The 20374-nt window shown below is 41.5% G+C and carries 20 protein-coding genes and 1 riboswitch; of the genes, 18 read left to right on the top strand and 2 right to left on the bottom strand.

What is annotated here, in order from left to right:
* The first annotated feature begins 12 nt into the window (after nucleotides 1-12).
* The 7 genes from DW251_RS15305 to DW251_RS15335 all read left to right on the top strand — a co-directional run bounded on the left by DW251_RS15305 (nucleotide 13) and on the right by DW251_RS15335 (nucleotide 9428).
* Nucleotides 13-1500, top strand: a complete 1488-nt coding sequence (locus DW251_RS15305) for a glutamate synthase subunit beta (protein ID WP_118301649.1) — start codon at nucleotides 13-15, stop codon at nucleotides 1498-1500.
* A gap of 188 nt (nucleotides 1501-1688) precedes the next feature.
* A complete protein-coding gene (locus tag DW251_RS15310) occupies nucleotides 1689-2267 on the top strand; it encodes a TetR/AcrR family transcriptional regulator (protein ID WP_021871428.1) in 579 nt (192 codons plus the stop codon).
* 226 nt (nucleotides 2268-2493) lie between these two features.
* Entirely contained in the window at nucleotides 2494-3111 is a 618-nt protein-coding gene (locus DW251_RS15315; RefSeq protein WP_021871429.1) for a TetR/AcrR family transcriptional regulator, read from the top strand.
* A 38-nt stretch (nucleotides 3112-3149) separates the two neighbouring features.
* Nucleotides 3150-4286 (top strand): efflux RND transporter periplasmic adaptor subunit, encoded by a 1137-nt coding sequence (locus DW251_RS15320; RefSeq protein ID WP_118301650.1) that lies wholly within the window; start codon nucleotides 3150-3152, stop codon nucleotides 4284-4286.
* Nucleotides 4287-4289: 3 nt separating this feature from the next.
* On the top strand, nucleotides 4290-7337 hold the full coding sequence (locus DW251_RS15325) for an efflux RND transporter permease subunit (protein ID WP_021871431.1): 3048 nt from the start codon (nucleotides 4290-4292) through the stop codon (nucleotides 7335-7337).
* A gap of 236 nt (nucleotides 7338-7573) precedes the next feature.
* The gene (locus DW251_RS15330) at nucleotides 7574-8080 is read left to right on the top strand and encodes a DUF5721 family protein (RefSeq protein WP_118301651.1); all 507 of its coding nucleotides are present in this window, start codon (nucleotides 7574-7576) and stop codon (nucleotides 8078-8080) included.
* 136 nt (nucleotides 8081-8216) lie between these two features.
* On the top strand, nucleotides 8217-9428 hold the full coding sequence (locus DW251_RS15335; RefSeq protein ID WP_118301652.1) for a sigma-70 family RNA polymerase sigma factor: 1212 nt from the start codon (nucleotides 8217-8219) through the stop codon (nucleotides 9426-9428).
* Nucleotides 9429-9892: 464 nt separating this feature from the next.
* Here the strand turns inward: DW251_RS15335 and DW251_RS15340 are convergent, their stop codons facing one another.
* Nucleotides 9893-10330 (bottom strand): MerR family transcriptional regulator, encoded by a 438-nt coding sequence (locus DW251_RS15340; protein WP_118301653.1) that lies wholly within the window; start codon nucleotides 10328-10330, stop codon nucleotides 9893-9895.
* A 120-nt stretch (nucleotides 10331-10450) separates the two neighbouring features.
* On the opposite strand from DW251_RS15340, the gene DW251_RS15345 reads away from it, so the two are divergent.
* The 9 genes from DW251_RS15345 (at nucleotide 10451) to DW251_RS15390 (ending at nucleotide 17039) form a co-directional block, all read left to right on the top strand.
* The gene (locus DW251_RS15345; protein ID WP_347474680.1) at nucleotides 10451-11446 is read left to right on the top strand and encodes an alpha/beta hydrolase; all 996 of its coding nucleotides are present in this window, start codon (nucleotides 10451-10453) and stop codon (nucleotides 11444-11446) included.
* Between the two features lie 113 nt (nucleotides 11447-11559).
* Entirely contained in the window at nucleotides 11560-12102 is a 543-nt protein-coding gene (locus tag DW251_RS15355; protein ID WP_118301655.1) for a flavodoxin family protein, read from the top strand.
* A gap of 2 nt (nucleotides 12103-12104) precedes the next feature.
* Complete coding sequence (locus tag DW251_RS15360) at nucleotides 12105-12647, top strand: cyclophilin-like fold protein (protein WP_118301656.1); 543 nt, start codon at nucleotides 12105-12107, stop codon at nucleotides 12645-12647.
* A 203-nt stretch (nucleotides 12648-12850) separates the two neighbouring features.
* Complete coding sequence (locus DW251_RS15365; RefSeq protein ID WP_005337264.1) at nucleotides 12851-13285, top strand: Rrf2 family transcriptional regulator; 435 nt, start codon at nucleotides 12851-12853, stop codon at nucleotides 13283-13285.
* A 212-nt stretch (nucleotides 13286-13497) separates the two neighbouring features.
* A complete protein-coding gene (locus DW251_RS15370; protein WP_005337265.1) occupies nucleotides 13498-13893 on the top strand; it encodes a pyridoxamine 5'-phosphate oxidase family protein in 396 nt (131 codons plus the stop codon).
* Between the two features lie 22 nt (nucleotides 13894-13915).
* Nucleotides 13916-14028: riboswitch (FMN riboswitch) on the top strand.
* Between the two features lie 74 nt (nucleotides 14029-14102).
* The gene (locus DW251_RS15375) at nucleotides 14103-14726 is read left to right on the top strand and encodes an ECF transporter S component (protein ID WP_118301657.1); all 624 of its coding nucleotides are present in this window, start codon (nucleotides 14103-14105) and stop codon (nucleotides 14724-14726) included.
* Entirely contained in the window at nucleotides 14723-15331 is a 609-nt protein-coding gene (locus DW251_RS15380; RefSeq protein WP_118301658.1) for a 4Fe-4S binding protein, read from the top strand. The genes DW251_RS15375 and DW251_RS15380 overlap by 4 nt, the downstream gene beginning before the upstream one ends.
* 2 nt (nucleotides 15332-15333) lie before the next feature.
* Nucleotides 15334-16278: a Sir2 silent information regulator family NAD-dependent deacetylase gene (locus tag DW251_RS15385; RefSeq protein ID WP_118301659.1), complete on the top strand. Its 945-nt coding sequence runs from the start codon at nucleotides 15334-15336 to the stop codon at nucleotides 16276-16278.
* The gene (locus DW251_RS15390) at nucleotides 16275-17039 is read left to right on the top strand and encodes a protein-ADP-ribose hydrolase (protein ID WP_118301660.1); all 765 of its coding nucleotides are present in this window, start codon (nucleotides 16275-16277) and stop codon (nucleotides 17037-17039) included. Before DW251_RS15385 ends, DW251_RS15390 begins: the two co-directional genes overlap by 4 nt.
* A gap of 104 nt (nucleotides 17040-17143) precedes the next feature.
* Here the strand turns inward: DW251_RS15390 and DW251_RS15395 are convergent, their stop codons facing one another.
* Nucleotides 17144-17350, bottom strand: a complete 207-nt coding sequence (locus tag DW251_RS15395) for a DUF6061 family protein (protein ID WP_118301661.1) — start codon at nucleotides 17348-17350, stop codon at nucleotides 17144-17146.
* Nucleotides 17351-17753: 403 nt separating this feature from the next.
* Here DW251_RS15395 and DW251_RS15400 point away from each other — a divergent pair, with 403 nt between their 5' ends.
* Both DW251_RS15400 and htpG read left to right on the top strand, forming a co-directional pair.
* On the top strand, nucleotides 17754-18107 hold the full coding sequence (locus DW251_RS15400) for a hypothetical protein (RefSeq protein WP_118301662.1): 354 nt from the start codon (nucleotides 17754-17756) through the stop codon (nucleotides 18105-18107).
* A gap of 143 nt (nucleotides 18108-18250) precedes the next feature.
* Complete coding sequence (gene htpG / locus DW251_RS15405; protein ID WP_118301663.1) at nucleotides 18251-20260, top strand: molecular chaperone HtpG; 2010 nt, start codon at nucleotides 18251-18253, stop codon at nucleotides 20258-20260.
* The last annotated feature ends 114 nt before the right edge of the window (nucleotides 20261-20374 follow it).

The following is a 20374-nucleotide window of genomic DNA, read 5'->3' on the forward strand; positions in this document are numbered from 1 at the left end:
AGGCGCTGAAAAATGGGAAAGATTACAGGATTCTTAGAGTATGAACGTGAAAATGGAAAGGCGCTTCCACCAAAGGAGCGCATTAAAAACTGGAATGAATTCCACATTCCGTTAAGTGAAGAGGAACAGAAATTACAGGGCGCACGCTGCATGGACTGCGGCGTTCCCTTCTGCCAGTCCGGCATGATGATGTGCGGCATGGTAAGCGGCTGTCCTTTAAATAACCTGATCCCGGAGTGGAATGACCTTGTATACACAGGAAACTGGCAGCAGGCATTTAACCGCTTGAAAAAGACCAACTGTTTTCCGGAGTTTACCTCCAGAGTATGCCCTGCACCCTGTGAAGCTGTATGTACCTGCGGTTTAAATGGCGATCCGGTATCTATTAAGGAAAATGAGCACGCTATTATTGAAAAGGCATACGAAGAAGGCTATGCAAAGGTAAAACCACCTACAGTGCGTACCGGTAAGAAAGTGGCCGTGATCGGTTCCGGACCTTCCGGACTGGCAGCAGCAGACCAGTTAAATAAAAGAGGACACAGCGTAACTGTATTTGAGCGCAGTGACCGTGTAGGTGGCCTGTTAATGTATGGCATCCCAAATATGAAGCTGGAGAAATGGGTCATCGACCGTAAAGTCAATGTAATGAAGGAAGAAGGAGTTATCTTTATTACCAATGCAGATGTGGGAAGAAATTATAAGGCAGCCAAGATCCTTCGTGATTTTGACAGCATTATCCTGGCATGCGGCGCTTCTAATCCAAGAAATATTGATGTTCCTGGAAGAGATGCTGCTGGTATCTATTTTGCAGTGGATTATCTGAAGGCAAATACAAAGAGCCTTTTAGACTCCAATTTAGAGGATGGAAATTATATCTCTGCCAAAGACAAACATGTAATTGTCATCGGCGGCGGTGATACAGGAAATGACTGTGTGGGAACTTCCATCCGTCAGGGCTGCGCTTCTGTGACCCAGTTGGAGATGATGCCAAAGCCACCTGTAAAGAGAACTGAGAATAATACATGGCCGGAGTGGCCACGGATCCTAAAGACGGACTACGGTCAGGAGGAGGCCATCAGCGTATTTGGCTCTGATCCACGTATTTACCAGACTACTGTAAAGGAGTTTGTAAAAGACGGGGAAGGAAAGCTTTGCAAGGTGATCTTAGTCAGTCTTACACCGCAGAAAAATCCGGAAACAGGCCGTACCATGATGGTGCCGGTAGAAGGCAGTGAAAAAGAAGTGCCTGCAGATCTGGTACTGATCGCAGCCGGTTTCTTAGGATGCCAGGATTATGTGGCCGATGCTTTTGGAGTAGAGCGCAATGCAAGAACCAATGTAGCCACAGAAGCAGGAAGCTACAAGACCAATGTAGACAAAGTCTTTGTAGCCGGAGATATGCACAGAGGCCAGTCACTGGTTGTATGGGCGATCAGAGAGGGAAGAGAAGTAGCCGGTCAGGTAGACCGCAGTCTGATGGGATACACCAATCTGCATTAAATATGGAAAGAGTTCCGCCTGTTGGCGGATGTGTAACACCAATTCTGCAGCAGCACCCCGCCGTCAGGCGGGGTGTTTTGCGTTACCAATATGACAAAAATCCAAAATTTGTCTATTGCCATATCCGCCGCTCTAACGTATAATAAAAGTTCAGGTTCACACTTTGGACACAAAAGGAGCGGCAGGACATGGCGGCATTTACGAAACTTGTGATCATGAGGGTATTTGAAAATCTGTTGTCTGTGAAACCCTTAGAGAAGATAACGGTAAAAGACATTACAGACCAGTGCGGCATTTCACGTAATACCTTCTATTATCATTACCAGGACATTTATCAGGTTTTTAAGGCATATATAGATTATTCCCTGGAAGAAATATTCAAATTTCTTCAGCAGGAAAATGAAAAAGACCAGGATCATATTTGTGAAAAGGCAGTAGAATTCCTGGAAAACCACAGGACCATATTTGAAAATATTCTCCGTTCCGCAAAAAGTGAGGAAGTACACAAGATATTAGATGACGGTTCCAGCCGTTTTTTCCGTTATGTGATTGACCGAGTGGGAGAAGGTATTGATTCAGAGCCGGAAGACAGAGAGATGATCTGTGCTATGTGCCAGCATGCAGTTGGAGAAATTATGCATGAATGGTTAAGCAGGGAAAATGCAGATAAAAAGTCACTGTCAGATATCCTGATGCGGGCCAATTATCTTTTTGGCGGTGGATTGGAACGGGCTTTAGAGCGAAGCGCAAACCGCTTCCGTAATTGATAAAATGTATCAAAATAAATGATAATAAATTAACAAATTAGTACACTTAATAGCCGAATGTACAAAAACTGTGCATTCGGTTTTATTTTGTCTATTGCTCTTTAAACAAAAATCCATATAATGATTAATTGTGACTGAGAGAAGGCAAAATTTCCCCGGTCTCCTTTGGCACATGAAAGTGTGCATTTGGGACAGCAGCCTGGGGAAGAACAGGAGATGAAGCAGGATGCCAACACAAAAGTTCATAAATCTTACGGAAAGTAAGAAGCAGACGATCCTCACAGCCATGTGCAGGGAGTTTATGAATATCCCTTATTCAGAGATCCGCATCAGCAATCTGATCCAGAAAGCGGGTATATCCAGAGCCAGCTTTTATCTGTATTTTGAAGATAAAGAAGATCTGTTAGGTTGTATTGCAGAGTCCTGGGTAGATGTGATATTACGCAAACTGACAGAAGCGTTTAGAGTGTCAGACGGAAGCTATTATGAAAGCATGAAGCTTTGGATGAGTCAGGCACTGGAAAATGACATTTCCAGAGAAGTATGGAAAGTCTATAAACGGGTCATGGAAGAAGAGGATTTCACAAGGAAAAGCAAGATGGGGGCTTTACAGTTTAAGGCAAGTCCCAAGTGGCGTCAGGTCATAGAAGAATGTTATGGTCATATGGACCAGAGCAGATATCCGGGACTGACACCGGAAAAACTGGCATATGCTGTTGATATGGGACTGCTGGCTATGGTCCAGCTTTCCATGCGCTATGTAGAGCACTATGCTCCTTTGGCAGAGTTAAAGGAGGCTGCATGGCACCAGCTGACAATATTAGACAAAGGGATCAGAGAGTGATCCGAAAGTTTGAGAAAAAGAAAGGAAGGCACAGGAAAATGAAAAAAAATGTAAAAAGACTCATCGCGGGAGCGGTAGTTCTTTTGGTAGCAGCGGGTATTGTTGTCCGTATTGCCGGTGGCAACAAAAAAGAAGAAGAATATGAAACCCGTCCAACCGTAGCTGTTGAAAATCCAAAAACAGGAGATATCACTCTGTATACCGATCTGACCGGTACGATTGAACCAATCTCCAAGGCAGTTGTACAGCCAAAGATCGGCGGAGAACTTCTGGAGGTAAACTTCCAGGCTGGTGATCAGGTAGAAGCTGGTCAGGTGCTTTGTAAGATCGACTCTGACGCACTGACTGCTTTACAGCTTCAGATGCAGTCCGCTTCTGTAGCAGCAGACAATGCAGCAAGAGAACTGGCACGTATCCAGCCTCTGTATGCATCTGGCTATATTTCACAGCAGCAGTTTGATCAGGCACAGTCTTCTGCAACCAGCGCCCAGCTGGCATACGAGTCTGCAAAGAACCAGTATGACCTGCAGGTAGAATACACTACAGTAACAGCACCGATCAGTGGTGTGATCGAGTCCAGAAATGTAGAACCACATGATCATATTGGAACAGACACCAAGATCTGCGTAATCTCCGGTGGTGACCAGCTTCAGGTTAAATTTGGTGTTACAGAAAAGATCCTTCGCAATATGAAGGTAAATGATCCGGTCCAGGTTGAAAAGAACGGTACTGATTACGAAGGTAATGTAACAGAAATCGGCAGTATGGTAAACTCCGCAACCGGCCTGTATGACGCAAAGGCATTTGTAAACAATGCAGAAAGCCTTACAAGCGGAACCAAAGTAAAACTGACTGTGGTTATGGATCAGGTAAAAGATGTACTGACCGTTCCTGTAGATGCTGTAAACTATGATAATGGAAAGGCATTTGTATACTGCTATGACAATGGCGCTGCAAAGAAGGTTATGATAGAAGCCGGTATTTATGATGCACAGACCATGGAGGTTAAGTCCGGACTGACTGCAGGCGACCAGGTCATCACAACCTGGAGCAATGAGCTGGTAGATGGACAGGAAGTTCTTATAGACAGTGACAATGGACAGAATGAAAATGCAGCCCAGGGAGAAAGCGCTGCAGAAAATGCTGGAGAAGAAACACAGAAAGCAGGTGAATAAAAGATGTTAAATCTGACAAAATTTGCGGTACGCAAGCCTGTGACCATTATCATGTGTTTGCTGACCATTGCATATTTTGGTATCCAGTCCCTGTTAGGGACCAAGGTAGAGCTGACTCCTGAGATGGAATTCCCTATGCTGGTTGTCAGCACTGTTTACGCAGGAGCAAGCCCTGATGATATCAAGGACCTGATCGCAACCAAACAAGAAGATGCGGTTTCGTCATTGGATGATGTTAAAAACGTTTATTCCTTCTCACAGGATAACGTAGCCATCGTTTTAGTTGAATATAATTACGGTACCAACATTGATACTGCATACATCAACTTAAAGAAAGCGATCGACGGTATTAAGAGTGACCTGCCTGATGACGCAAATGAGCCAAATATCATGGAAATGGATATGAACTCCCAGCCTGTTATCACACTGGCTGTAGGTGGTCAGGTAGACGGAAACCTTTATACATATGTAGAAAACAATATCAAGCCGGAACTGGAAAAATTAGGTTCTGTTGGTGAAGTTTCTCTGGCAGGTGGCCAGAAAGAATATATCAGCATCAAGCTGGATCCTGAAAAAGTAGCGCAGTATGGCCTTAGCATGTCACGTATTGCACAGTTTGTAGGTGCTGCAGACTTTACCATTCCTGCAGGTGATGTAAACGTAGGAAAGCAGAATCTGTCTGTCAGCGTCGGAAATGATTTTGACAACACAGAAGCACTGAAAAATGTAGCGATCCCGCTGGCAAATGGAGATGTGATCCATCTTTCTGATGTGGCAACTGTTTCCAATGCTTTGGAAGATGCAGATTCTATTGGCCGTTATAATGGTCAGGACATTGTATCTGTATCCATTAAAAAACAGCAGAGTTCTACTGCTATTGATGTATCAAAAGATGTTTTAAAGCAGGTAAGTGTACTGGAAAAGACTTATCCGGGACTTACATTTACCGTGGTCAATGATTCCAGTGATATGATCACCGAATCAATTACCAACGTATTCCAGACTATGATCATGGCGGTCATTTTGTCTATGATCATTCTGTGGCTGTTCTACGGAGATATACGTGCCTCTGTTATTGTAGGTACTTCTATCCCTATTTCAATCATGCTGACCCTGATTGCCATGTCGCTTATGGGATTTTCCTTAAACGTAATCTCACTGACATCCCTGGTACTTGGTGTAGGTATGATGGTAGATAACTCCATCAACGTATTGGATGGCTGTTTCCGTGCAAAAGAACATAGAAACTTTTTTGATGCGGCTATTGAAGGAAGCCGTATTATGATCACTTCCATTGTAGGTGGTACAGCCACTACCTGCGTTGTATTTATCCCGCTGGCAATGCTTTCCGGTCTGTCCGGTCAAATGTTTAAGCAGTTAGGTTTCACGATCGTATTCAGTTTGATCGCGTCCTTATTCTCTGCGGTCACCATCGTACCGCTGTGTTATTATCAGTGGCATCCGGTAGAAAAGGAAAATGCACCTGTTGCCGGTTTTATACGTAAATGCCAGGAAATTTACCGTAATATCATGCCTGGTATTATCCCGAAGACAAAGACAGTTATCAGTGCCAGTATTTTACTGCTTGTATTTTCCTTCTTCTTAGCTTCCAGACTGGATGTAAAGCTGATGGTTTCTACAGATGAAGGTATTGTAGATGTAACTGTTAAAACAAAACCGGGTCTTTCTGTTGCTGCTGTTAATGACACAGTGTCCCAGATTGAAAATATGGTGGCAAATGACGAAGAAGTCGATCATTATCTGCTGACATACGGTTCCAGTGGTTTAAGTACCATGGGCGGCAGCAGCGTTACCTTAAGTGCTTACTTAAAGGATGACCGTAAAATGTCCACAGATGAAGTCATCGACAAATGGACCCGTGAAACAGAAAATTACAAAGATATTTCTGTAACAATGGAACAGGGAAGTACCACTTCTTCCTCCATGAGCAGTACCAATCAGATCGAAGTTGACTTACAGAGTACCGATTACGATGCTTTAAAGAAAGCTTCTGATGAACTGGTAGAAGAACTGCGTAAGAGAGAAGATGTAATGCAGGTACATTCTTCTATTGAAAATGCGGCACCTGTTATCAAGGTAAATGTAGATCCTGTTTTAGCACAGGCAGAAGGTCTTACACCTGCGTCCATCGGATCTCTGATCTACAGCAATTTAAGTGGTATCAAGGCAACCACAGTCCGTGTAAACGGTGAAGATACAGATGTAAGAGTAGAATTTGATGCAGATAAATATGACAGCATTGACAAACTGCAGGGAATGATGATCACCACAGCTACAGGAACAACCCTTCCTCTGGAAGATCTGGCGACGATCCACTACGAAGACAGTCCGCAGCAGATCCAGCGTAAGAATAAGCAGTACCAGGTATCTATTACGATGGAGCCACAGTCTGAGTATAAGAAAACAGCTGAAAAAGATGTGAAGGAATTTGTGCGTAACTGGAATATGCCAAATGAGGTAGAAATGGCGCCAAATGCCATGGATGAGAGCATGGGAAGCGAGATCGGTGCTTTAGGAGGCGCTCTTATAACCGGCGTTTTCCTGGTATTTGTTGTAATGGCTATCCAGTTTGAGTCACCTAAGTTCTCACTGATGATCATGACGACCATTCCATTCTCACTGATAGGATCCTTTGGACTTCTGTTCCTGGCAGACAGTCCCATCAGTATGGTATCTATGTTAGGTTTCCTGATGTTAGTTGGTACGGTAGTAAACAATGGTATTTTGTATGTAGATACGGTAAACCAGTTCCTTGCAGAAATGCCTCTGGATAAGGCGCTGGTAGAAGCTGGTGCTATCCGTATGAGACCTATTTTGATGACAACAGGAACAACCGTGATCTCCATGCTTCCTAACGCAGTTGCTTACGGTAAATCCGGTGCCATGATGCAGGGCCTTGCACTGGTAGATGTAGGTGGTCTGATCGCAGCAACGATCCTGACACTGATCCTTCTTCCAACTTATTACAGACTGGTCCACAATATGGGACGTAAGGCAGTTGGGGAAGATGTGCCTATGGTTTCTGATTAAAATAAAAGATACGTAACATACTAAAGAGAGTGAGACTTTGCAGTTTCACTCTCTTTTGCTATATATTTGGGCTCTGCGGACACGGTTTTCCCATGTGCTTCTTGCATCAGTCCCGCACCAACAGGCGCGGACACCAGTCTTTCCCTTATGCTTTTTGTATAAACCTGATTGACGTTTTAACTGAAAAATTGTATAATTGATAAAGAATTTGGAAATTTTCAGACGGGAGAATACAGATGATCGCATTAAAGGCCGAAGATGTAAAGTCCTTTACTACCAAGCTGTTTGTACGGGAGGATTTTGATGCATTTCTGGTAAAGGAAGTAAACATTACCACCTACAACAGTTTTTCCATTGACGGACATGTAAAACAGGGCTATTACACAGAGGAGGAACGGGAAGAAAACCATATAGAAGAGTTTTCATCCTGGAAGACCTTAAGGCCTTTTTGTTTTTCACTGATCAAGGGAAAAAAGCTTCCCGGAAGTTTTCGTATCGTGCTGCAGCTGCCAAAGGCAGGCACAGAGAAGTTTGCAGCCAGAACAGGTGCCGGGATCGAAGGAAGCCAGATCCAGGGACTGTATCTGAACATACGTTACGATGACGGGAAAATGTACTGTATCACCGGAACATCATTAAACTTTTTCACCATGGACAAAACTCTGGATCTTGAGTGGGATAAGGCAGTTAAACAGTTTTTACAGTCCCATGAGATTCCATGTACAGAGGCAACTGAAGGATAAGAGCAGGAAGAAGATTGTCTGTAAAAGGATAAAAATTCTGAAAGCGTACAAATGTCCTCTTGGAGTCTTTCGTGTACCTGCCTTTTCAGGCACAGAAAGACCCTGAGAGAACATAAGCAGCAATGGAGGAAATGGCATGGATAAAAACAATTTTTCGCAGAAACTGGCTGAACTGACAGCGCTGGCAGCAGCCAGTGAAAACAAACTCCAGATGACACAGGTTCTGGATGCTTTTGCAAAGGAACAGGTAACACCGGAGGAAATGGAAGCTGTTTATGCCAAGCTGGAGAAGAAAGGGATCCAGATACTGACAGAGGAGGAAGAGGGGGCAACCGATGACAGCCTTCTTTTAGATGATGCAGATGATAATGATGAGTCTGTTTCCAGTATCATTGGAGATAAATACAGATGGAGCCACAACGATTCCTTAGATGACGGGGATAACGATGATTTTACCCCTTCTTCTGCAGAAGAGGAAGAAGAGACAACTGCTACCTCGGAACAGCTGTTAGAAGGCGTTGCAAGTACGGATCCCATCCGTGAATATTTAAAGGAGATCGGTTCCATTCCGCTGCTGACTCAGGAGCAGGAACAGGACCTGGCAAAGCGCAAATCCGAAGGGGACGCAGAAGCGGGCAGAAAGTTAGTGGAAGCAAACCTTCGCCTGGTAGTCAGCATTGCAAAGCGCTATACTGGCAGAGGCATGAGTTTTCTGGATCTGGTCCAGGAAGGAAATATCGGCCTGATGAAGGCAGTAGAGAAGTTTGATTATACCAAGGGATACCGCCTCAGTACCTATGCTACCTGGTGGGTGAAGCAGTCTGTTACCAGAGCCTTAGCAGACCAGTCCCGCACCATCCGCCTGCCAGTCCACATGGTAGAAGCAGTGAACCGCATCCGAAAGGCCCAGAGAGCCTTAGCTGTAAAACTGGGAAGAGAGCCTTCTAATGAAGAGATCGGCAAGGAAGTGGGAATGTCTGAAAAACGTGTAACAGAACTGATGCAGTCTTCTGGAGATACAGTATCTTTAGAGACTCCGGTAGGTGATGAAGACGGTTCCAACTTAGGGGATTTCGTAGCAGATGACTCCAATGCTTCCACAGAAGAAAAGGCAGAAAGCGTCTTCTTAAGAGAAGAGATCGACCAGATGCTCCAGGGCTTGAACCCAAGAGAAAGGGAAGTTATCATTTTAAGATTTGGCCTGGAAAGCGGACATCCTATGACACTGGAGGAAGTAGGAAAGCGTTTCAAAGTTACCAGAGAGCGGATCAGACAGATCGAGACTGCTGCGTTAAGAAAACTTCGCAATCCGTCCAGAAGTAAGAAGATAAGAGATTTCCTGCCGTAAGATCTTACAGCCGGATCCTATCCGGCAAAGTCCTAACCAATCGTTAATATTTTTCTCATTTGATCCACTGTACAATAGGAGTACGGTGGATCTTTTTTGATGCCATGTATCTGAAAGAAGCTGCCGGTAGCAGGTTTGACAAGTAAAAAGGCGGTAGTGTCAAATAATCTATGAAAAACTGAGTCAAATAAAAAGGCTCAAATGAACCTTGAAAATTGCAAATATATTTCTATCAAAATCAAAATACGAACTCAGTTCGTTGGGTAAAACCCTCCGGGGGCACAGGGCGCTGCCCGGACCTGTTCTCGCCGGAAGGCAGGAAAAGGGCGCAGTTGCCCCTTTTCTGCATATCTGCATATTTAGGATGGTCTGTTGTCCGAGGAAAATCGGGATTTATTAAGAACAGAAACTTTGAATATTGTTCTATTCATGTGCAACTTCAAGCTTGATGGAGAAAGCAAAAATCATTCATGCCCTTTGTCATATAGTTTCTGTATATTTTGGGGAAGTTTGTCAGGCAACATGGCATTTATAGCATTTTCGTTACCATCTTTCATTGCTGTTTCATAATACCAGCACTTGAATTTTAAGAGGGAGAGAGTTTTTTGAAGTTCCTGAATTTCAGTTTCAACAGCTGATTTTCTGACTTCAAATAATTCTTTCCTTTTTTCGTAGCTGGAGCTGCCTTCAGATACCCAGACAAAAAATTGCTTTATATCTTTGATCTCAAGACCGGATTTCTTCAGACATTCAATAATACGAAGCGCTTCTAATTCATTATCGCTGAAATAACGGATGTTTCCCTTACGTTCCAGATTAGGGAAAAAGCCTTCCTTGTCATAATACCTTAAGGTAGAAACAGGAATACCAAACATTGCAGCGACCTGACCGATTGTATACATAAAAAACCTTCTTTCAAAATATGCTTGACCTAAAGTTAGCTTTAGGTTGTATGATATTTATATCATATACTATTGTTAGTATATTTACAAGAATTTTGTATATGGAGGATGATAAATATGTTGAAAACAGAAGAATTAAAGCTGGTATCTGAATGGGATAAAACTTTTCCACAGAGTGAAAAAGTAGCTCATCAGAAAGTAACATTTGTAAATCGTTATGGAATCACACTTGCTGCAGATTTGTATAAGCCGAAAAATGTATCGGGGAAATACCCTGCGATTGCCGTAAGCGGACCATTTGGTGCAGTCAAAGAACAGTGTTCCGGATTATATGCGCAGACGATGGCTGAAAAAGGATATCTTACCATTGCATTTGATCCTTCTTTTACGGGGGAAAGTGGAGGCAATCCAAGATTCATGGCTTCTCCGGATATTAATACAGAAGATTTCATGGCTGCTGTTGATTTCCTTTCTGTTCAGGAAGATGTGGATGCGGATAAAATAGGAATCATTGGAATCTGTGGCTGGGGTGGAATGGCTCTTAACGCAGCTGCATTGGATACAAGAATAAAAGCAACCGTTGCATCTACCATGTATGATATTACAAGGGTAAATGCGAACGGATACTTTGATTCTGAGGACAGTGAAGAAGCACGTTATGCGAAGAAACAGTCGCTGAATACCCTCAGAACAGAAGAATACCGTAAAGGCGAATATTCCAGAGGCGGGGGTTGTGTTCCACTTCCGGTTCCAGAGGATGCACCTTTCTTCGTAAAAGATTACAGTGAGTATTATAAAGGCAGATGTTATCATAAAAAGAGCCTGAATTCCAATGATGGATGGAACAGTATTGGATGTATGTCATTTATGAATCAGCCAATATTAAAGTACAGTAATGAGATCAGAAGTGCAGTCCTTATCGTTCATGGAGAAAAAGCACACAGCTATTATTTTGGAAAAGATGCTTATGAGAATATGATTAAGAACAGCAAGTACACATCCAATAAAGAGCTGCTTACAATTCCGGGGGCTGTGCATACAGATCTTTACGATAATCTGGATGTGATCCCATTTGATAAAATCCAGAGATTTTTCGAAGAAAATGGGGTTGGTTAGTCATGACATGTGAGGAATATATATCGTAGATGCAGGAAGTGAAGACCATCTGGTTATGCACGAGCTGTCTCAAAGGGCATTAAAAATAACAATGGAAAAGGAGAAATTTAATTATGGCAAAAAAAGTATTGATCATATCGACAAGTCTTCGAGGAGGCAGCAATTCTGATATACTTGCAAATGAGTGTGCAAAGGGAGCAAAAGAAGCGGGGCATGATGTGGAACTTCTTTCTTTGAAAGGAAAAGATATCAAATATTGTATCGGTTGTCTATCCTGTCAGAAGAATGGAAGGTGTGTACTGAAGGATGATGTTGCAGATATTATGGCAAAGGTAAAGGATGCGGAGGTCATTGTCTATGCAACACCAATTTATTACTATGAGATGTGTGGCCAGATGAAAACACTTCTTGATAGATTGAATCCTTTATATTCGGCAGATTATTCATTCAGAGATATTTATATGATTGCAACTGCCGCTGAGAATGATGAAAGTGCATTTGAAAAAGCCTATAATGGTCTGCAAGGCTGGGTAGACTGTTTTGAAAAGGCATCCTTAAAAGGCATAGTAAGTGGCGGTGGAATTGATGCTGCAAATACAGCTGCTGGTCATGCGGATGTGATGAAGAAAGCATATGAACTTGGAAAGGGATTATAAGTTTGAAAAGAGTACTATTACTTAGTCTTTGTGTGTTAGTTTTATCTGGGCTTGCAGGATGCAGAGAAAAAAGAAGTGTTTCATTTGAAAATGATATATCCGAAGAAATGATAGACAATAGTACTGAATCTCAAATTTCAGCTGTAGAGGAAACAGAAATTACCGACAAATCGGCGATTGATGATGAGAAAGAATACATGAAGTTATATTTTAATGACACTGAAATCCCGGTTATATGGGAAGATAATCAGACTGTGCAAGAACTTATGGAAGAAGCTGGCAAAGGTGATATCGTTGTGCAGATGTCTATGTATAGCGACAATGAGCAGGTTGGTTCACTGGAAAAAAGTTATACAAAAAATGATGAGCAGATAACTACTCATAGCGGTGATATAGTTCTATACAGTGGAGACAAAATAGTAGCGTTTTATGGCTCAAATTCATGGGCATATACCAGACTGGGGAAAATGAATCTTCCAGAAGGTGATGTGACGGGACTTTTGTCAAATGGGGATATCACTTTGAAAATAGTAATTGCGAAATAGTGAGTAAATCAGAATGTTGTTTTCTATTGCAAGGAAATCGACAAGTTCCCATTTATGGAATTGACAATCAGTTATTTTATTATTAGAAAATACCACAATTACAATTAATAACACCGATACAGGATTATAATAAATCCTACAATGTAACCATTGAAATTACATCTGTTTTTTGATATGATTACTGTCGAAGAGAGGTGTTTATAATGCAGATTTCAAGCAGATTTACAATGGCAATCCATATGTTTGCCTGTATAGATACATTTTCAGATCAGAAGATGACCAGTGATTTTATGGCAGCAAGCATTGGAACCAATCCGGTGATTGTCCGTAAAATATTGCAACAATTAAAGGCTGCTGGTCTTATTGAAGTTGCAAGAGGGACAGGCGGTGTGACAATTACCAGACCATTGGAGCAGATTACATTCCTTGATGTGTATAAAGCAGTGGAGTGTTCACCAGATGAAGAACTATTTCATTTTCATGAGAATCCCAATCAGAAATGTCCGGTAGGAAAGAATATTCATCATGTTCTTGATAAGAGGCTGTTAGAGGTACAGAGGGCGATGGAGGAAAAGCTTTCAGAAATGACACTTGCTGATGTGAAAAAAGATATTGCAATGTATACAGAGAAAGAGTAGCATACAGAAGGCTTCGGATGCGTGATTATATCATCACAATTTTCGGAGCCTTTTTCATTTGTTGTAATCAATGCAAAACCTTTAAAGGGAGTTGTAATAAAAAAAGTTACAAAAAGCTTGATGTAACTATTGACATTACATCAAACAAGTGCTACAGTACAAACATAAGATGTAACAAATAATGTTACAACAAATCAAGGAGGTAATTTAAAATGCAGAAAGTAGTAGAATTTTTACAGAAAAATCCAGTTCAGTATTTAGCAACAGTCGGAAGAGATGGAAAGGCAAAATGCCGTCCATTCATGTTCTGCTTTGAGCAGGATGGAAAGCTTTGGTTTTGTACAAACAACACAAAGGATGTTTACAAGGATATGTTAGCAAATCCTGAAGTAGAAGTTTCTGTTTCTTCGCCAGAATATGCATGGATTCGTATTCATGGTAAAGCAGTATTTGAGGACAACAAGAGTGTAAAGGAAGGATGCATGAATAATCCAATCGTTAAGGGACAGTACCAGACAGCAGATAATCCTATTTTTGAGGTATTCTATCTTGAAAATCCTCATGGTGTAATCGCAGATTTCTCTGGAAATCCACCTTATGAATTTTAATAACAGGTAATCAACAAAAAAATACAGTCTTCGGGGCAAGGTATAATTCCTGACCGGCAGTATAGTCTGCGAGCAAAAAGCTAATATGGTGCAATTCCATAACCGACGGTAAAGTCCGGATGAGAGAAGATATGATAAAGGAAGTCCCGCAGGAAATCCCGTCCTGCGGGCTGTTTTAAATTCAGGCATATCTCACAAAAAGGAGATTTATGAGTAACAATACAGCAACTATTAAAACAAGAGAAAATCTGGTTTCTACAAGGACGATAACAATGACAGCTCTACTGGCAGCTATATCATATGTGTTGGCATTTTTTGAGTTTCCGGTTCCTTTGAGTCCATCATTTGCACGAATGGATCTGTCAGATTTACCTGCACTGATTGGGGCATTTGCGTTTGGACCGGTTACAGGAGTGATGATAGAAATGATAAAAAATATATTGCAGCTTCTGTCAACATCAACGGGGGGAATTGGTGAACTTGCCAATTTTCTGATGGGTGCATCCTATGTACTGGCTGCCGGTTTTATATACAAATACAAAAAGACTAGGAAAATGGCGATGTGGGCATGTGTTATTTCAAGCGTAGTTATGGGAATAGCCGCAGCGATTGTAAATTATTTTATTCTGCTACCCCTGTTTGAAACATTTATGCCGCTGGATCAGCTGATCGCATCATTTGGTGAATTTCTGCCATTTATTAAGACAAAATTGGACGTTGTGCTATTCAATGCATTGCCGTTTAATATCTTAAAAGGTTTGGTGATTGGAGCAATTGCCATGATGATATATAAAAAACTTACACCGATACTGAAAGGAGAGAATTTGAAATGACAAAAATGGATTATCTCAAACTTCTTGTGGATGAAATTCATTCAACAACAGTTGCAACGATAGGTTCAGATGGACATCCTCAGACAAGAATCATAGATATGATGTACTATGATGAAGAAGGTGTGTATTTCCTTACAGCAAAGGGAAAAGCATTTTATGACCAGTTAATGGATCAGCAGTATGTGGCAATATCCGCAACAAAAGACAAAATTGCGGTGTCCCTGCGTGGAAAAATAAAGAACATCGGAAAAAAGAATCTTGATATTATGTTTGAAAAAAATCCTTATATGAAGAAAATCTATCCGGGAGATACGAAAGATGCAATCGAAGTGTTTCGGTTGTATGAGGCACAGGGAGAGTATTTTGATATCAGCAATCCATCAAATATTGTGAGGGATACTATAACAATCGGGAAAACCGAAGCTGTTCAGACAGGTTATTTTGTTGGAAAAGACTGTATCGGATGTAAGTTGTGTTATTCTGTATGCCCGCAAAAGTGTATTGATATATCTTCAGTTCCGGTTACTATCAACCAGAATCATTGTCTGCATTGCGGAAGATGTGCAGAAATTTGTCCGAAGCAGTGTATTGAGAAAAGAGGTTAATTATGATCTTTAAGAAAATCAGAAAAGGGCATGCTGACTGGAGAAACTTTTTATGTAGTACTCCGGCAATGGATTATGTATTCCAAAAGGATGCATATGAAGACCAGATTGACAGGGCAGCAGAGAATATAAGAAGTGCAGACTGTGTTATAATCGGGGCAGGAGCCGGGGCATCGACAGCGGCAGGAATTCAGTATGGCGGTAAAAGGTTTACAGACCATTTTGCAGAATTTATAAAAAAATACGGTGGGCATTACATGACAGATATGTATGCAGCCGGATTTTATCCATATCCGTCTGAGGAGGCAAAGTGGGGATACTGGTCAAAACATGCATTGATGAACCGCTTTGATCCTCCGGCATTGCCGCTTTATACAGAGCTTTATGATATTGTAAAGAACAAAGAATATTTTGTACTTACAACCAATGTGGATCATCAGTTTTATAAAGCGGGATTCGATGGAAAAAGAATATTTGCAACACAGGGAGATTATGGAAAAATCCAGTGTCAGAAAGCCTGTCATCCAAAGACTTACGATGCAGAAGCTCTGTTTCGTAAAATGGATGAAGCAAGAAGAGACTGCCTGATTCCATCAGAGCTTGTACCAAAATGTCCGGTTTGTGGCGGCAATATGGCTATGAATCTCCGTTGTGATAATTATTTTGTGGAAGATGAAGCGTGGCATGAGGCAGCTGACAGATATGCGGATTTCCTGGAACAGAATAAGGATAAAAAGGTTGTTCTTCTGGAACTGGGAGTTGGATTTAACACGCCTATTATTATACGATTTCCTTTTGAAAAGATGGTGCGGGAGAACTCGTCATACAGCTTGATACGCCTGAATATGGACGAAGCTGTTGTGCCGGAAAGTTTCGGGAAGCGTGCAATCGGTATTGGCGGTGATATGGCAAAGGCAATTACTGATATAAGGGGGCTGGTATTATGACACAGGATGAGCGAAGAGAATATCTGATTCAGTATCTTTTAAAAGAAGAAATACGGTTTGGCAGACAGAACATTCCTACGGATAAGCAGGGGCAGGAAAATCTGCTCCGATCAAGACCGCCAAGACCAATCAGTAATGATTTTTTGAAAATACAGGATGAGTATCTTTCAGAAAAAAATATAGAGCGTGGAATCACAGATGTTGCCACGCTTGTACCTGTAAAATCCGATTCGAGATTATATATCTGGCAGGGTGATATTACGACACTGAGATGTGACGCAATCGTAAATGCCTGCAACTCACAGATGCTTGGTTGTTTTTCGCCGATGCATGCCTGCATCGATAACTTTATTCATACTTATGCAGGAATTGAGCTGCGTCTGAAAATGCATGAAATTATGGCAAAGCAGGGGCATGAAGAAGAGACCGGCAGAGCAAAGATAACATCGGGCTACAATCTTCCGGCAAAATATATTCTTCATACGGTAGGACCTATTATACAATGGAAAGTCACAAAAGATGATGAAGCACTGCTCGCAAGCTGTTACACAGAGTGCCTAAAGCTTGCTGCTGATACTGGTGCAGAATCCATTGCATTTTGTTGTTTGTCTACAGGTGTATTCCGTTTTCCACAGCAACGAGCTGCCGAGATTGCAACGAACACTGTAAAGCAGTATCTTAACAAAGACAGCAGAATCAAAAAGGTAATCTTTAATGTGTTTAAGGATGAAGATTTAAAAATATACAGTGGATTGTTATAAGTTCTAATTTTAATAAAAGTCCTCCTTCAAAAATAGTAAGGGGGACTTTTATCATATGTTTTTAACAGGAAATATTAAAGTTCAAGTGAATCTTCTGCATCTACTCACATCTGCAAATTTCCATCAAGATATAATCTTGCATATTCAAGAGGATCATCAATGGCGAGTGCGTTTAATGCACAGTCTGATCCAGGTGTAGTCTTTAAATTCTTTTCAGCTTCCCAGCAGTCAATGCGAAGCATATAGCCGGCACTTGTGTAAACATCAATACTGTTGCGCTTGGGATTGTATTCTGCAAATATTGTTCTCATCGTATCAAATCTCCTTATCGTTAAATCAATCATTTGTTGCAAAAATCAGAAGCATTTCAATCAGTTCACCATGTCACTTTTATTTTGTGTTATACTGTTTTATAGAATTTTCTTGGTCTCCGCTGCCGCTTCGGTCGGCACAGAGCAGAGGTCCACCGGACCTCTTGTGGTCTTCGCTTCGCTACGGTCGGTGCAAAGCGGACATCCACCGGATGTCCTGCACCCTTGTATTTGCCCTTATCAGAGTTCGTAAACACTGGTGGGACGATATAACACAAGGGAAACAATAAGGGAAAGCTCACCTGCGACAAATCCAGTGTTTTCAATGGTTTGCGGAGAATTTAATAACAAAATATAATAGTTATTAAATTTCTTAAAACAGGTGAAATCTTAATCGGAATTTGTGGAGAGATTTCTTGAAAGTCTGGGGCTGTTTCAAGGAAAATGGGAAGAATGGGAAGTCAAAGATCCGTATGAAGGAATGTATCAGGGGATCCATTTTAATGCTGTAAATATAAGGTTGTATCATGTATACAAAGCAGGATATATCCGGGATGGATACGAAAAAAGAAAAGAAGTGGTATTTAAGGGACTTGTTATACGATATGAGGATGCTGCGCCTACGGTTCTTAAAACGGATCATGATTTTGCGTCAATAGCGGATGATGTGGACGTAAGAGATATAGACGCAGTGAAGAAAAGCTATATTGCGTCTTTAAGAGGAGATGAAACGGCGGTTGAAATAATTGCTTGCTAGCACTCAACTAAAATGAGTGCTAATTTTTTGTTGACTTTTAGATATATCGGTACTACAATATACGTTGTGAGTAAGATCCGCTTATTCAGATTTTGATAACACATAAGATTATTAAGAAGATTTATAAGAAAGAGGCGTATATTATGGCAAAGAAAGGCAGTTTATCTATAACAAGTGAAAATATTTTCCCTGTGATCAAAAAGTGGCTGTATTCCGACCATGACATTTTTTACAGAGAGCTGATCAGCAATGGCTGTGATGCGATTACTAAATTAAAGAAGTTAGAACTGATGGGAGAGTACGAGAAACCGGAAGAGGTTGAGTACAAGATCCAGGTCAGTGTAAATCCTACAGATAAGACCATCACTATTGAAGACAATGGTCTTGGTATGACAGAAGAAGAGATCGACAAATACATCAACCAGATCGCATTCTCCGGTGTTCAGGACTTTATGGAGAAGTACAAAGACAAGGCAAATGAGGATCAGATCATCGGTCACTTCGGTCTTGGTTTCTACTCTGCATTTATGGTAGCTGACAAGGTTGAGATCAATTCCCTGTCTTACCAGAAAGATGCAAAGCCGGTACACTGGGAGTCTGAAGGCGGCATCAACTTTGAGATGACCGAAGGCGACAAGGCAGAAGTTGGTACTTCTATTAAGCTGTATCTGAACGAAGAAAGCACTGAATTTGCAAATGAATACAGAGCAAGAGAAGTTATCGAAAAATACTGCGCATTTATGCCTGTAAACATTTTCTTAAAGAATGAGACTGCAGAGCCGGAATATGAGACCATTGAAAAAGATGAGCTGACAGATAAGGATACAGTAGTTGAGACTGTCATCGAACCTGCAAAGACAGAAGAAAAGGAAAAAGAGGATGGTACCAAGGAAACAGTAGAAGTTGAGCCATCCAGAGAGAAATATAAGATCTTAAAGCGCCCGGTTGCATTAAACGATACCAACCCGCTGTGGAATAAGCATCCAAATGAGTGTACAGACGAGCAGTACAAGGACTTCTACCGCAAGGTATTCAGGGATTACAAGGAACCACTGTTCTGGATCCATCTGAACATGGATTATCCGTTTAACTTAAAGGGTATCTTATACTTCCCGAAGATCAACATGGAATACGACAGCTTAGAGGGAACTATCAAGCTGTACAACAACCAGGTATTTATCGCTGATAACATTAAGGAAGTTATCCCTGAGTTCCTGATGCTGTTAAAGGGCGTTATTGATTGTCCTGATCTGCCTCTTAACGTGTCACGTAGCGCGCTGCAGAATGACGGTTTTGTAAAGAAGATCTCTGATTATATTACCAAGAAGGTAGCAGACAAGCTGTCCGGTATGTGCAAGACTGACCGTGAGAACTATGAGAAATACTGGGACGATATTGCTCCATTTATCAAATATGGTTATATCAAGGACGAGAAGTTTGCTGAGAAGATGGGCGACTATATCCTGTATAAGAACCTGGAAGGCAAGTATCTTACCTTAAATGACTGCCTGGAAGAGAACAAGGAAAAACATGAAAATACCATTTTCTATGTAACCAACGAAAAAGAGCAGAGCCAGTATATCAACATGTTTAAGGAAGAAGGCATTGACGCAGTGATCATGCCTGCCGCTATTGATAATCCATTTATCAGCCATGTAGAGCAGAAGCATGAAGGACTTAAGTTCCTGCGTATTGATACAGATTTAAATGCTTCTTTCAAGGAAGAAGTAAAGGAAGATGACGAAGCCTTTAAGAAGACCAGCGAAGAGCTGACAGAGGTATTTAAGAAGGCTTTAAATAACGATAAGCTGGATATCAAGGTTGAGAAGATGAAGAACGCATCTGTTGCATCTATGATCACTGTATCTGAGGAAACAAGACGTATGCAGGATATGATGAAGATGTACAGCATGGGCGGTATGGATATGAGTGCTTTCGGCGCAACAGGCGAGACTCTTGTATTAAATGCTAATCATCCACTGGTAAAATATGTTCTGGAGCACAAAGACGGGGAAAATACAGCCAAGATCTGCGAACAGCTGTATGATCTGGCAAGCCTGGCACATGGCCAGCTGTCACCGGAGCGTATGACCGGGTTTGTAAACCGCAGCAATGATATTATGATGATCATGGCTGGACAGAAAGCAGAATAAATAGTACAATAAGAAGCACGACACAGAGTTGCGGGGGCTGTTTCACAGGTATTTTGCCTGGGTCGGCCCCTGCTTTTTTGTTAGATGTACTCGCAAAATCGGATACAAAAAGAT

Source organism: Clostridium sp. AM22-11AC (genome assembly GCF_003473545.1).
In the GTDB taxonomy this organism is placed as follows: Bacteria; Bacillota; Clostridia; order Lachnospirales; family Lachnospiraceae; genus Enterocloster.